This window comes from Mesorhizobium sp. 131-3-5, assembly GCF_016756575.1.
Classification (GTDB): domain Bacteria; phylum Pseudomonadota; class Alphaproteobacteria; order Rhizobiales; family Rhizobiaceae; genus Mesorhizobium; species Mesorhizobium jarvisii.
This window is the reverse complement of record NZ_AP023254.1, coordinates 2,293,184-2,307,673: the sequence shown is the minus strand read 5'-3', so window position 1 is coordinate 2,307,673 and position 14,490 is coordinate 2,293,184. Positions and strand designations below refer to the sequence as shown.

Below are 14,490 nucleotides of genomic sequence, written 5' to 3'. Positions count from 1 at the left end.
GTTGGGTACTGAAAATGCCTTCATAGAGTTAGATCGCGTGCTGACGGGCCGCTGATGCCTGTGGCAAAGAAGACGGATCGGCCGCACTAGGTCGCAGTCGTCATGATCCTCGTGCGACGCATCAGAAGGTTGTACAGCAAGCTCATTGATTGAGCTTCCGGACGATATAAAGGTCTTGGTGTCCCCACCAAAACGCCTGCTGGAAGCGTATAAGCTCGGCGCCCTCGATATCAGATACGGCTTTTTGAACATAGTCAGGGGAAACGGCGCTTGTTCCATAGTCGCGAGCGTCCAGATCGCGCTGGTCACTGTTCGAGTTCCAATAAAATCCGTTGTCATCAAATTGCGCAGACAATCCCCCAGCTCTCATGTTTCGAAGAGAGACGGCCCCATGAGTTGTGAAAATTAAGATGCCCCCCGGCTTCACCGCAGTGAAAACGCGGGAAAGCCACGGCGCGAAAGTGGCGTCTGGCATGTGTGAAAAAAAAGATAGGGCGAAGACAGCATCAAACTCGCCTTCGATGGTCCAGTCCTCCGGTTTTGTGGAAGAGAGGTGTGTCCTGACACCGACTTTGTTTGATAGGAAGTCGATGGCGTTAGGGTGAATGTCGCTGCAAACCCATGCTGCATCCGGTAGAACGTGCATCGCGTAGCGCGCGACGCGGCCATAACCCGACGCGAACTCAAGGACGCTGGATGGCCCGGGTGAAAGGTGCTCGCGGCAAAGGTTGGCGAAGCGTATGGCGCAATCTTCTCCCCCTGTGAAATAAGCCTCAATTGCTTTCCGGTGATCTGTCGGGAACACGGCCCGGACGAAAAAATCGAACAGCATGTCGTCCTTGCTGATCTCATAAGCCACCTTTTTCGTTTCGGCGATCGACCGGGCGAGTGGCTCTTGTTCGGCCAGTATGCCGGCAATATCGATATCTGACATCGGGTATCTTTCTCTGAAGATGTTTGCCGCCAACCTACATTCTAGAAACGATTAGGCAATCCGAAGCCTGACCTAAAGGTCGCGTTTTTTTCACAAAATTTATCGTCAACGATGTTCAACAACTGGAAGCGTCGACCGGAACTTCAAACTCCAGCGATGGGTTTTGGAGCCTGAGGACTCCCATGGCGTTTGTTCCGGGCTTAGGGGCAGATGTGGAGTATTGTGCTGCCGCCGGTCGGTGTTGTGACCGTTCTCAGTCGGCACGGGTCGTGAGAACGGACAGGCAGCGTCGATCCTTGTTCAACTGATCCGACTAGGTGTAGAGAGAAACAAGTCCGTCATAGAGTTCGCACTCATGCCCAAGGCAATCCTTCATATTGGTCTCGCCAAGACCGGGACGACGTTCCTGCAGAACTGGCTCCGATACAACAGTTTCATCCTCCGACAGGCCGGGTTCCATGTCGCTCCTGACATGGCCTCCCATCAAGTCGCCGGAAGCCTGGTCCAGGATGTGTCCCGGCGAGCTATGGGAGATATCATTTTTCTCGCTAACCTTCCTGACCAGAGGGAGACGTTATTCTCGTTCGATCTGGTTTCGATCATATCGTCCGAATTTTTTTATATCTGCAATCCGCTGCACGTGGCTGAATATTTCAAGAAGGAGGGTGTGGACGTCGTCATGATCGTTTGTGTCCTGAGGCGGCAGGACATCCTGGCAGCTAGCGGCTATGCGCAGGATGTCAAATCGCTCGGTCGCAGCGATATTGTAACCGGCGCCGCATATTTTCCCTATCTTGACTGGAATTGTCTCTACGAAAGCTGGGCCGGCGCATTCCCCGATGCCGCCATGCGGATGATAAACTACAGCCCGCGTTCGCTGCTGAGTGCGTTCAAGATGCTGTTGGGCATTGGCATCGACACGATCGATCAGGTGCAGGAAATTCATACGAACCGGAGCCTTAACGCCGAAATGACCGAGGTTGCGCGAATGCTCAACGAGCGAGGTCTACCGCCGATGTCAGAAGCGCTTTTGGCTCTTCAACGAAATCTGCCAGGGCCGCCGTTCGGGTTGCCGCCCTATGTCGTAAGACAGTTCGAAGACGCCTATCTCGGTTCCAATCGCAGGCTGGCCGAGCGGCTGCAGGACCCTGAATTTGAGGAAATGTCGCGGCCAGGATGGAATACCGACGGAGTCTGCATGGCCGGACAGATCGACGACGCCAGATTCGCCGAAATCATCAAACTGGCGGGGCGGGAAGGCGGCGGAGTTGAGTATCTCGCAACATCATCTTGAAATTCGGTCGAGCTTCGTGGTCTTCCATTAATCTGTATTTCTCGTAGACAATTGCCGTCGACGCTCCATTCAGCGTTCCGCAGGGGCATTACCCAGCAGCGGAAATTCCAAACGTCAGTTAGCACGCCTTGCGGTCATCGAACCTGATGAGATCGAATGTCTTTGAAGGGGTCGATGCGGAACGGCTGCTTTCAAAGCTACCTTGCCAAAATACGACCGTCCGCTTCCGGCCCCAAAGCTGTCGAACGGCGATGCGCCGCATGGCAGCTGTGGAAACCGGCTTTACCGCTCCCCAAAATCAACATCGCCGGCGATCGCTTGAAGCCGCGGTTTCGCCAGAAGCGGACCTAGACAACGCTAGATTGCGAGCAAGTCTAGCGTCAACGCCCACTCACAAGTTCGGCCTATAACTCGTCGCTCGCATCACGAGTGGACGGGCTTGAACTTCCCTGCCTTCACAATAAGTCGATAGTCCCTCCGGTCAGAATGTCTCCCGCGCCATCAAATATCGGAATCGATGGCACTATGGCCTATGACATATCAGCTTTTTCTAATATGATTTTAGTCGGGAGGGATCAGATCGCCAATGCCAACAACTGGCGCACGCGTTGTCGTGTCGAGAAGTCTCGTCGAACTGGGTATCTTTTCGACGTTGATGAATGCGCTGTTGCTGGTTTTACCCCTCTACATGCTGCAGGTTTATGATCGGGTGTTACCGGCCTCCAATCTGGATACGCTGGTCTATCTCTCATTGATTGCTCTATCCTCCCTAGTGCTTTTCGGCATCCTTGAAATCGTCCGCGGGATGTATGCGAGCCGTCTCGCCGCCAAGCTCGATGTCTCCTTGGGTTCAACGTGTTTTCTCGCTGCCATGAGCGGCCCTCGTGCTGGGCTTGGCGATGTTCAAGCACTGCGTGATCTGACGCTGCTTCGGAGTTTCGTCGCATCGCGAGCTCTGTTTTTTCTTTTCGACCTTCCATTCGGGCCGATTTTTGTGGGCCTTCTCTATTTCATCCACCCTCTGTTGTTCCTCGTCACGGTCGTCGGCGCCGTTCTGATGGCTGTCATCGCCTTGCTTAATCAGGCTGCCAGCTCCAGACCAACCAAGGAGGCCTCCGAGAGCCTTAATGCCTCAATGAACTCCGCTCAGACCTTCGCACGTAATTTCGAGACCGTTCGAGCACTCGGAATGGTGTCCCATACGGTGGAGTTTTGGGGCAGCCGATTTTCCAGTTCCGTGAAGGCCTCCGATAGAGTTGCTCGTGTCAACGCGTTTTACGGCGGCGTCTCCCGCACTGCGCGGTCGATCCTGCAAATCGCGATCTTAGGTGTCGGTGCCGTTCTGGTCCTGCGCAGTGAGATGACGGCCGGAATGATATTCGCGTCCTCGATGATCTCAGCCCGGGCGCTTCAGCCTCTCGACCAAATCATTGGAAGCTGGCGCCAGATCACGGACGCGAAACTTGCGTGGAAACGGCTGGGGACCATCCATTCGAACTCAAGGGGAAAGGAAATTGTGGCGCTACCAACACCGCTAGGGGCTTTGAGCGCCGATCAAGTTGTCTACTACCCTCCAGGATTGCCCGACGGGTCGCCGCCGCTGATCAAGCGCATGAGCTTTCAAGTCGCAGCCGGGGAATCCGTAGCGATTGTCGGCCCGAGCCAGGCAGGCAAATCCACCCTTGCGCGCCTGATTGTTGGTGCCATCGAACCGCGTTCGGGTGCGATCCGCATCGACGGCGGCGACATTCGAAACTGGGATCCTGAAAGGCTCGGCCGACATGTAGGCTATCTCCCCCAAGACGTAGAGCTCTTTCCAGGGACCATAGGCCAGAACATCTCGCGCTTTGAACCCGCGGCTCCTGACGAGAAATTGGTTGAAGCGGCGCAACTTGCACAGGCGCACGAGCTAATTCTGGGATACCGCGAGGGATACTCGACGGTGATCGGTCCAACCGGCGTCCGGCTTTCGGGCGGTGAGCTTCAGCGGATTGGGCTGGCTCGCGCCTTCTACGGCGACCCCAGGGTTGTCATACTGGACGAGCCGAATGCCAATCTCGACGCTGACGGCGAGGCCGCACTTGAGCGCGCGATCCTTCAGGCACGTTCCCGCAAGAGGACCGTTCTGGTCATAACGCATCGCCCTTCACTGGCATCCAAGTGCGACCGTATGCTCGTGATACGGGATGGCCAGATAGAGCTTTACGGCTCGACCAAAGACGTATTAGCCCAGCTGGCCGAGCGAATGAATCAGCAGGCTCATACAGCGGCGGCGCAGCCAGTCGCCAACGAAGGCGTGGTTGCCTTCCCGTCAACGTCCCGTACTGAGGCGAAAGCTGCCAATGACGGGGCCTAGTCAAACCCTCCCGGTGGTAGCCAGGGCTTATCACTGGCAAGAGAATGTCGATACCCGCACCGGTCGAGTGTCCCTGGCGGGGTTTTTGAGTGTGGCCGTCTTCTTGCTTGGATTTGGGTATTGGGCGGCCACAGCGCCGATAGGTGGAGCGACAATCGCCCCGGGCGTTGTCGCGGCTGCGGGCCAGAACGTCATGATCCAGCACCTTGATGGCGGGATCATCACCAGCATCCGAGTGCGAGAAGGGGATCGGGTCTCAAAAGGCCAGGCGCTGATCACTCTCGACACGACCCTGGCACAAGCCCAGCTCAACCGTGTCCTGAAGCAATGGGTTGCTCAAAGCGCTGAAGTCGCCCGCCTCGACGCGGAGCGGGACGGTTCGAAGGAGATTGATTTACCCGATGAGCTCCGCCCTTATTCGACCGACCCCAGCTACAGCGGATTTATCGTCGAGCAAAAAAAGGAGTTCGAGGCTCGCTTTGCCCGCTATACGGCGGATCGGGAAATTCTGAAGCAAAAGGTTGCGGCCCTCCAGGATGCGATTGTCGGGATGCAGGCTCGGAAGGCGGCCGTCGAAAAGCAACTCGCGATTGTTAACGAGGAGACGGAACGAAAAAAGACTTTGCTCGACAAAGGGCTGACGAACCGATCCGAATACACTGACTTGCTGCGCAGCACCGCTGACCTCGTCGGCCAAGCCGCGGCCATGGAAGCGCAGATCGCGAGCTTCTTGAGTCAAATTGAAGAGGATCGTCAGCAAATCGAACGGCTGACGACCGCCAGGGTCGAGGATGCCGTCACCGATTTGAACAAGGCCCGTGCAGAGGTGGCCGACCTGGAAGAACAGATCAACGCCGCACGATCGGTGCTGGACCGAACAACCATTCGAACTCCCGTCGACGGCATCGTGGTCCACTCCGTTTATAATTCGGTGGGTAGCGTCATCCGAGCGGGAGAATCCGCGATGGAACTCCTCCCGACGATGGAGCAGTTCATTGTCGAGGCCAAGATCAAGCCTGAAGACGTTGACTCCATCCGGGTTGGGCAGGATGCGAGCATGATGTTCACGGCGCTCAACGCTCGAACGACTCCAAAGGTATCAGGCAGGGTGTTCTACATTTCAGCGGATAGATTAGTCACTCCGAACACCGGGCAGCCCTACTATACGGTGCGGATCAGGATGGCGGAGCATCTGCCGGCGCAGATCAAGCCCGAACAGATTTATCCGGGTATGCCAGTCGAGACTTTTATCTCCACCGGCGAAAGGACATTCCTGTCCTACCTTACCAAGCCGCTCGTGGATTCATTCCAACGGGCATTCCGAGAACGATAGGCGGCCACACAGGTTCACCGACACTCGACCGTCGTGCGAGACCTTGACCCCGCGCGCATCCACCCGTCCTTCAGCCGATGCGGCGCCAGTTCACAATGAAAGCCCGATGCGGCTCCAGAACGCGCTTGCGGTGTCCGCCCGTCTTGCCCTTCGCCAGCGAGCCGGTGGCAAAGCTGCGACCACTTCACGCCAAAGCGCGATACCACCGCACGGCTCTCACCCGCTCCAACTGCCTCAACAACACGCTCACGAAGATCGTTTGAAAGGGCTCGCGTCATTAGATGCTGGCCTCCATCCAGCCAGCATCTTGAATCACAAACACCCTTCTGTGGAAATCCTACGATTCTCTCAAAATAGGAAACGCTTTAGTCGCTATCCATTGTGTGGACCTTGGCCTACGAGCCTCGATCACACAAACGCAAAATCGCTATTTCCTAAATGGTCCAAAGCGACGTTCGCTAGTGTGATCGTGCTATCCGCATCGTGGGTGATCACAACGTCAGCACCGACTTGTTCGGCCGCAGCCTGCACCGCCGCGAAATCTGCAAAGAGGCCTTGGGCAAGCTGAATGACGTCGTGGCCGGCGGAAGAGATGGTGAAGTCTGTTATGACGTCATGGCCGAATCCATTTCCGAAGACAAAGGTGTCCGCGCCAAATCCCCCGGTCAAAGTGTCGTTGCCACCGCCTCCGGTAAGATGATCGCTGCCGTTTGCACCGTTGAGCACATCGTTTCCACTCGTGCCCGCTATCGTATCGTCACCGATCGTGCCGACAATGGAAGAACCAGAAAGACTTTGTCCGCTAATGCCGCTCCCATCTGTTGGATATGCTGGATTGAAGTTTGCCGCTGTGAATTCTGTAGGATCGATGTTCTGAAAGCGGATCAGGGTGGCGTAGGCCTGGCTGGAGCCGCTGCCGTCACGGTCGACTTGGAGAAGAGTGTCGGCGCCATCTTGCACCAGTTGCATGAAGCCGGAGCCGAACGGATTGGATGAGCCGTCCCATCCGATCAGTTGGTTGAGCAGCGCATTGTAGTCGAGCGTCTCGCCGCCTGCGCCGGCGACGAAGTCGGTGACAGTTGCAGAAGCCGTTCCATTCCAGGAATCAATGTAAAGCTTGTCGCTCCCGTCACCCAAGGTGAGAGTCGAGTTGCCGGTTAGTGAAAGATGCACCGTATCGTTGCCTGAGCCGAGATCGGCGGTTACCGATCCGGAGATGTACGCTATGTCGTCCCCGTTTCCGGCTGCGAGCGAAAGGGAGCCGCCCGCGTTGATTGTGTCGTTGCCGTCGCCGGTGAAGACAGAGCCCGCTCCGGTCACATTCACGTTATCATTGCCGCCGCCGGTTTGAACGGACAGGGTAACTGCTGATATTGTGATTGAATCGACACCTGCTCCGGAAATCAGTTCTACAGAACCATTTCCGATCAATCTTGCAATATTGTTTCCGTCACCAAGGTCTATATGGGAAGAATCCCCGACCCTAAGGTATCCATAGTCACTATAAAAATAATAGTTCCCCAGCACAGCACCGTAAGCATACCCGTACCCTACAAAATCATTACCTGATCCAAAATTCAAAGAAAAAGAACTGCTCTGAAATCCATAATCCCAGTTGTTACTAATAAAAATATTATTACCATCGCCCATTTCCAAGCTGATCGTACTATTTACTGATGCTCCCCCAATAAATGCCACATCAGCCCCTGAACCGAATGATCCAGTGATTGTTGAGTTGTTTACACTTGCGATCAGCAAGCTATCCCCATCGCCGCCGTTAATCCCATACGAAATCGATGCACCACCCGAGTTCAGCGAGATTACGTCATTACCTGCGCCGGCATCCGCCACTTGCGTCAGCGAAACACCCGAAGGCCCCGAATACGTCAGGTTCAAACTGTCGTTGCCGTCTCCCCCATAAAGCGAATCGTTGCCACTGCCGTCATTCAAGGTGTCATCACCCAGTCCGCCAACCAGCACATCACTGCCAGAGCCTCCATTAAGCGTGTCATTGCCAGCGCCGCCGTCCAGAAGATCGTCACCCGCCGAACCAGACAGCGTATCGTTGCCGGCAAGGCCGAAGATGGCGTCGGGGCCGACACCGCCTATCAGAGTATCGTCATTTGGAGTGCCATCGATCGCTTGACCCGAAGGAGTTGTCCCATCTGTTGGATATGCTGGATTGAAGTTTGCCGCTGTGAATTCTGTAGGATCGATGTTCTGAAAGCGGATCAGGGTGGCGTAGGCCTGGCTGGAGCCGCTGCCGTCACGGTCGACTTGGAGAAGAGTGTCGGCGCCATCTTGCACCAGTTGCATGAAGCCGGAGCCGAACGGATTGGATGAGCCGTCCCATCCGATCAGTTGGTTGAGCAGCGCATTGTAGTCGAGCGTCTCGCCGCCTGCGCCGGCGACGAAGTCGGTGACAGTTGCAGAAGCCGTTCCATTCCAGGAATCAATGTAAAGCTTGTCGCTCCCGTCACCCAAGGTGAGAGTCGAGTTGCCGGTTAGTGAAAGATGCACCGTATCGTTGCCTGAGCCGAGATCGGCGGTTACCGATCCGGAGATGTACGCTATGTCGTCCCCGTTTCCGGCTGCGAGCGAAAGGGAGCCGCCCGCGTTGATTGTGTCGTTGCCGTCGCCGGTGAAGACAGAGCCCGCTCCGGTCACATTCACGTTATCATTGCCGCCGCCGGTTTGAACGGACAGGGTAACTGCTGATATTGTGATTGAATCGACACCTGCTCCGGAAATCAGTTCTACAGAACCATTTCCGATCAATCTTGCAATATTGTTTCCGTCACCAAGGTCTATATGGGAAGAATCCCCGACCCTAAGGTATCCATAGTCACTATAAAAATAATAGTTCCCCAGCACAGCACCGTAAGCATACCCGTACCCTACAAAATCATTACCTGATCCAAAATTCAAAGAAAAAGAACTGCTCTGAAATCCATAATCCCAGTTGTTACTAATAAAAATATTATTACCATCGCCCATTTCCAAGCTGATCGTACTATTTACTGATGCTCCCCCAATAAATGCCACATCAGCCCCTGAACCGAATGATCCAGTGATTGTTGAGTTGTTTACACTTGCGATCAGCAAGCTATCCCCATCGCCGCCGTTAATCCCATACGAAATCGATGCACCACCCGAGTTCAGCGAGATTACGTCATTACCTGCGCCGGCATCCGCCACTTGCGTCAGCGAAACACCCGAAGGCCCCGAATACGTCAGGTTCAAACTGTCGTTGCCGTCTCCCCCATAAAGCGAATCGTTGCCACTGCCGTCATTCAAGGTGTCATCACCCAGTCCGCCAACCAGCACATCACTGCCAGAGCCTCCATTAAGCGTGTCATTGCCAGCGCCGCCGTCCAGAAGATCGTCACCCGCCGAACCAGACAGCGTATCGTTGCCGGCAAGGCCGAAGATGGCGTCGGGGCCGACACCGCCTATCAGAGTATCGTCATTTGGAGTGCCATCGATCGCTTGACCCGAAGGAGTTGTCCCATCTGTTGGATATGCTGGATTGAAGTTTGCCGCTGTGAATTCTGTAGGATCGATGTTCTGAAAGCGGATCAGGGTGGCGTAGGCCTGGCTGGAGCCGCTGCCGTCACGGTCGACTTGGAGAAGAGTGTCGGCGCCATCTTGCACCAGTTGCATGAAGCCGGAGCCGAACGGATTGGATGAGCCGTCCCATCCGATCAGTTGGTTGAGCAGCGCATTGTAGTCGAGCGTCTCGCCGCCTGCGCCGGCGACGAAGTCGGTGACAGTTGCAGAAGCCGTTCCATTCCAGGAATCAATGTAAAGCTTGTCGCTCCCGTCACCCAAGGTGAGAGTCGAGTTGCCGGTTAGTGAAAGATGCACCGTATCGTTGCCTGAGCCGAGATCGGCGGTTACCGATCCGGAGATGTACGCTATGTCGTCCCCGTTTCCGGCTGCGAGCGAAAGGGAGCCGCCCGCGTTGATTGTGTCGTTGCCGTCGCCGGTGAAGACAGAGCCCGCTCCGGTCACATTCACGTTATCATTGCCGCCGCCGGTTTGAACGGACAGGGTAACTGCTGATATTGTGATTGAATCGACACCTGCTCCGGAAATCAGTTCTACAGAACCATTTCCGATCAATCTTGCAATATTGTTTCCGTCACCAAGGTCTATATGGGAAGAATCCCCGACCCTAAGGTATCCATAGTCACTATAAAAATAATAGTTCCCCAGCACAGCACCGTAAGCATACCCGTACCCTACAAAATCATTACCTGATCCAAAATTCAAAGAAAAAGAACTGCTCTGAAATCCATAATCCCAGTTGTTACTAATAAAAATATTATTACCATCGCCCATTTCCAAGCTGATCGTACTATTTACTGATGCTCCCCCAATAAATGCCACATCAGCCCCTGAACCGAATGATCCAGTGATTGTTGAGTTGTTTACACTTGCGATCAGCAAGCTATCCCCATCGCCGCCGTTAATCCCATACGAAATCGATGCACCACCCGAGTTCAGCGAGATTACGTCATTACCTGCGCCGGCATCCGCCACTTGCGTCAGCGAAACACCCGAAGGCCCCGAATACGTCAGGTTCAAACTGTCGTTGCCGTCTCCCCCATAAAGCGAATCGTTGCCACTGCCGTCATTCAAGGTGTCATCACCCAGTCCGCCAACCAGCACATCACTGCCAGAGCCTCCATTAAGCGTGTCATTGCCAGCGCCGCCGTCCAGAAGATCGTCACCCGCCGAACCAGACAGCGTATCGTTGCCGGCAAGGCCGAAGATGGCATCCACATCGATAGTTCCGGTTAGCGTATCGTCGCCGGGCGTTCCGTTGACGATGGCTCCATTCACCACGCTGAGGGCAAAATCCACATGCGCTTCGGCCGAGGACGTGTCGACGGCGGTAATCCGAATCTCGATCGTACCCACATCGGAGTTTGAGGGCGTGCCGGCAAACGCACCAGTATCCGGATCAAAACTGAGCCAAGACGGCAGAGGATCTCCGTTGGCCCGCGCTGAAGTCAGCGTGAGATGGTCGCCCGGATCTGGATCGTAAAAGAGGTCCGAAGGGATCGTAAAACTCAAGGGACTGGCCACTGCTAGCGCGAGCGGCGAAAGAGATCCCGCCGTCGGGGCGTCGTTGACGTTGGCAATCGCCGCGGTCGCGGCACTGGCCACGGATTCCGCCGTGCCATGCCCGTCCGTGTAGCTCGCCACGACGCGCACGGCCGCGCCGACATCGGCGTCGCCCAGCGTATAGGTGGTATTGGTGGCGCCACCGATATTGGCAAAGCCGGAGCCGGTGTTGCGCTGCCACTGGTAGCTGATCGTGCCCAGTCCATCGGCGTCGGCCAAGGTGTTCGAGGCGCTCAGCACCTGATCCTCGGTGGCTGTCCCGGCAACCGTCACCGAACCCGTCGGGGCGTCGTTGACGTTGGCAATCGCCGCGGTCGCGGCACTGGCCACGGATTCCGCCGTGCCATGCCCGTCCGTGTAGCTCGCCACGACGCGCACGGCCGCGCCGACATCGGCGTCGCCCAGCGTATAGGTGGTATTGGTGGCGCCACCGATGTTGGCAAAGCCGGAGCCGGTGTTGCGCTGCCACTGGTAGCTGATCGTGCCCAGTCCATCGGCGTCGGCCAAGGTGTTCGAGGCGCTCAGCACCTGATCCTCGGTGGCTGTCCCGGCAACCGTCACCGAACCCGTCGGGGCGTCGTTGACGTTGGCAATCGCCGCGGTCGCGGCACTGGCCACGGATTCCGCCGTGCCATGCCCGTCCGTGTAGCTCGCCACGACGCGCACGGCCGCGCCGACATCGGCGTCGCCCAGCGTATAGGTGGTATTGGTGGCGCCACCGATGTTGGCAAAGCCGGAGCCGGTGTTGCGCTGCCACTGGTAGCTGATCGTGCCCAGTCCATCGGCGTCGGCCAAGGTGTTCGAGGCGCTCAGCACCTGATCCTCGGTGGCTGTCCCGGCAACCGTCACCGAACCCGTCGGGGCGTCGTTGACGTTGGCAATCGCCGCGGTCGCGGCACTGGCCACGGATTCCGCCGTGCCATGCCCGTCCGTGTAGCTCGCCACGACGCGCACGGCCGCGCCGACATCGGCGTCGCCCAGCGTATAGGTGGTATTGGTGGCGCCACCGATGTTGGCAAAGCCGGAGCCGGTGTTGCGCTGCCACTGGTAGCTGATCGTGCCCAGTCCATCGGCGTCGGCCAAGGTGTTCGAGGCGCTCAGCACCTGATCCTCGGTGGCTGTCCCGGCAACCGTCACCGAACCCGTCGGGGCGTCGTTGACGTTGGCAATCGCCGCGGTCGCGGCACTGGCCACGGATTCCGCCGTGCCATGCCCGTCCGTGTAGCTCGCCACGACGCGCACGGCCGCGCCGACATCGGCGTCGCCCAGCGTATAGGTGGTATTGGTGGCGCCACCGATGTTGGCAAAGCCGGAGCCGGTGTTGCGCTGCCACTGGTAGCTGATCGTGCCCAGTCCATCGGCGTCGGCCAAGGTGTTCGAGGCGCTCAGCACCTGATCCTCGGTGGCTGTCCCGGCAACCGTCACCGAACCCGTCGGGGCGTCGTTGACGTTGGCAATCGCCGCGGTCGCGGCACTGGCCACGGATTCCGCCGTGCCATGCCCGTCCGTGTAGCTCGCCACGACGCGCACGGCCGCGCCGACATCGGCGTCGCCCAGCGTATAGGTGGTATTGGTGGCGCCACCGATGTTGGCAAAGCCGGAGCCGGTGTTGCGCTGCCACTGGTAGCTGATCGTGCCCAGTCCATCGGCGTCGGCCAAGGTGTTCGAGGCGCTCAGCACCTGATCCTCGGTGGCTGTCCCGGCAACCGTCACCGAACCCGTCGGGGCGTCGTTGACGTTGGCAATCGCCGCGGTCGCGGCACTGGCCACGGATTCCGCCGTGCCATGCCCGTCCGTGTAGCTCGCCACGACGCGCACGGCCGCGCCGACATCGGCGTCGCCCAGCGTATAGGTGGTATTGGTGGCGCCACCGATGTTGGCAAAGCCGGAGCCGGTGTTGCGCTGCCACTGGTAGCTGATCGTGCCCAGTCCATCGGCGTCGGCCAAGGTGTTCGAGGCGCTCAGCACCTGATCCTCGGTGGCTGTCCCGGCAACCGTCACCGAACCCGTCGGCGCATGATTGGCGCTGGCGATATTGATGGTCGCTGTTGCCAGGCCAGTATCGTTACCACCGTTGGCCGTTCCGCCGCCGTCCACCACTGTGAACGTGACCGTGCGTGGTGACGAAGGAGGAGTCCCTAACGAATTCGAATAGGAAATATGTTCGAGAAGTGTCGAGACCAAACTCGGCGTTGCACCATTTGCCAAGCTTATGATGAGATCCGAGCCATTGCTGCCGCCTGAAACCGCGCCAACCTTGGTGCCAGCTACAAAAACAGAGCCGTTCGAAACCGTGACGGTCGCGTCGGTGGCAATGGTTAGTTGGTCAGACGTTGCCTTGTTCTGAGTAATCGAGACGCGCAGCGATCCGCCGCCGAATTTCGAGGAGTCGATGTCTGTAACGGTTGCAGAGGGGGCAATTTTTGCTGCTGCGCCACCAGGCGAATAGTTCAAGCTTGCGGATGTGCCGCTAGCCGCCCCGTTCAGATCCACGACCGGAGCATCATTCACCGCAGTAACGTTGATCGTGATAGATCCAGTACTCGACGAAACGCCACCTTGATTGTCGCGGACATTGAAATTGAAGGAGGCAGTACCGCTAAAATCGACGGAAGGAAGGAAGTAAAAGGTATTGGTCGAGTAGACAGAGTTTATGAGTGCGGGCTGTGTATGAGCAGCATCGAGGTAGAGGGTGCCGTTGGAAGGTAGCGAGGCCAGGATATACCCCGTGACCGTCCCATCCTGATCCGTTCCGCTTAAGGTGACAGTTATGAGATGATCTTCAGAGCCGCTAAAGCTGGTCTGCGGTGTGGCTTTGGGCAACTTGTTGGCCATAGGACATACCCCTGATGTTACTCATGGGGTTACCCGGCATTGGGGGTAGCTCGGGATTCTTACGCGCGGGGCTCACTCGCCTCGGGGCAACAAGAACCCAGTCCAGACGGAGTAATACCGCCCAAACTTGATCTCTTCGGAGCTGCCCCTATTTGGGTAGCGTCCCCAATCTTTTCCCTCATATTAGCAATACATGAAATAACGTCGGAGTCCAATATTTCTTCAAGAAAAGCAGCCCAGCTTTGGAGCAACCCGGCCACCTTGTTCCGGATAGCTCGATAACACTATCTGCCGCGCCCAATAGAGCCTGCCGCGAGTGCCGCAAACCCATTCGGTGGCTGCGTCCTTCGAAACCTACATCCGAAAAGGCTGCATCGAGTCGAACATTTTGCCCACTGAGGAAGCCTCAGGATTGGCTTTTCGTCAGACATAACGAAGGTTGCTTTCATCCAAGAGCCAGTTTACGGGGGTTATAATACGGGTCAATGCCGATACGGGACGAGGCGAATAGGCTGGGGTGTGAGCGGTGCCGATCGACTATCGCATCTCGACGATCGTCACGAAGTGCTGGCAGGAGCGGGCGGGCGACAGAGCCGGGCGGTGTG

The 14,490-nt window shown here is 57.0% G+C and carries 5 protein-coding genes and 1 pseudogene; 3 read left to right on the top strand and 3 right to left on the bottom strand.

The window, feature by feature from the left end; all coding sequences use genetic code 11:
• Nucleotides 1-142: 142 nt before the first annotated feature.
• Entirely contained in the window at nt 143-934 is a 792-nt protein-coding gene (locus JG747_RS11105; RefSeq protein ID WP_202361774.1) for a class I SAM-dependent methyltransferase, read from the bottom strand.
• Nucleotides 935-1,289: 355 nt separating this feature from the next.
• Here JG747_RS11105 and JG747_RS11100 point away from each other — a divergent pair, with 355 nt between their 5' ends.
• From JG747_RS11100 to JG747_RS11090, 3 genes are all read left to right on the top strand, one after another.
• Complete coding sequence (locus tag JG747_RS11100; RefSeq protein WP_202361773.1) at nt 1,290-2,228, top strand: hypothetical protein; 939 nt, start codon at nt 1,290-1,292, stop codon at nt 2,226-2,228.
• 586 nt (nt 2,229-2,814) lie between these two features.
• Complete coding sequence (locus JG747_RS11095; RefSeq protein ID WP_202361772.1) at nt 2,815-4,584, top strand: type I secretion system permease/ATPase; 1,770 nt, start codon at nt 2,815-2,817, stop codon at nt 4,582-4,584.
• On the top strand, nt 4,571-5,917 hold the full coding sequence (locus tag JG747_RS11090; RefSeq protein ID WP_202361771.1) for an HlyD family type I secretion periplasmic adaptor subunit: 1,347 nt from the start codon (nt 4,571-4,573) through the stop codon (nt 5,915-5,917). The genes JG747_RS11095 and JG747_RS11090 overlap by 14 nt, the downstream gene beginning before the upstream one ends.
• Nucleotides 5,918-5,947: 30 nt before the next feature.
• On the opposite strand, the pseudogene JG747_RS11085 reads toward JG747_RS11090, so the two are convergent.
• Together JG747_RS11085 and JG747_RS11080 are read right to left on the bottom strand one after the other, a co-directional pair.
• A pseudogene (locus JG747_RS11085) lies at nt 5,948-6,195 on the bottom strand (IS630 family transposase); the annotation flags it as partial.
• A gap of 130 nt (nt 6,196-6,325) precedes the next feature.
• The gene (locus JG747_RS11080) at nt 6,326-13,885 is read right to left on the bottom strand and encodes a putative Ig domain-containing protein (RefSeq protein WP_202361770.1); all 7,560 of its coding nucleotides are present in this window, start codon (nt 13,883-13,885) and stop codon (nt 6,326-6,328) included.
• Nucleotides 13,886-14,490: the final 605 nt, after the last annotated feature.

Bases quoted from the DNA above. Each gene is read 5' to 3' on its own strand.
- JG747_RS11105 (WP_202361774.1), bottom strand. From the start codon at position 934: ATGTCAGATATCGATATTGCCGGCATACTGGCCGAACAAGAGCCACTC.
- JG747_RS11100 (WP_202361773.1), top strand. From the start codon at position 1,290: ATGCCCAAGGCAATCCTTCATATTGGTCTCGCCAAGACCGGGACGACG.
- JG747_RS11095 (WP_202361772.1), top strand. From the start codon at position 2,815: ATGCCAACAACTGGCGCACGCGTTGTCGTGTCGAGAAGTCTCGTCGAA.
- JG747_RS11090 (WP_202361771.1), top strand. From the start codon at position 4,571: ATGACGGGGCCTAGTCAAACCCTCCCGGTGGTAGCCAGGGCTTATCAC.
- JG747_RS11080 (WP_202361770.1), bottom strand. From the start codon at position 13,885: ATGGCCAACAAGTTGCCCAAAGCCACACCGCAGACCAGCTTTAGCGGC.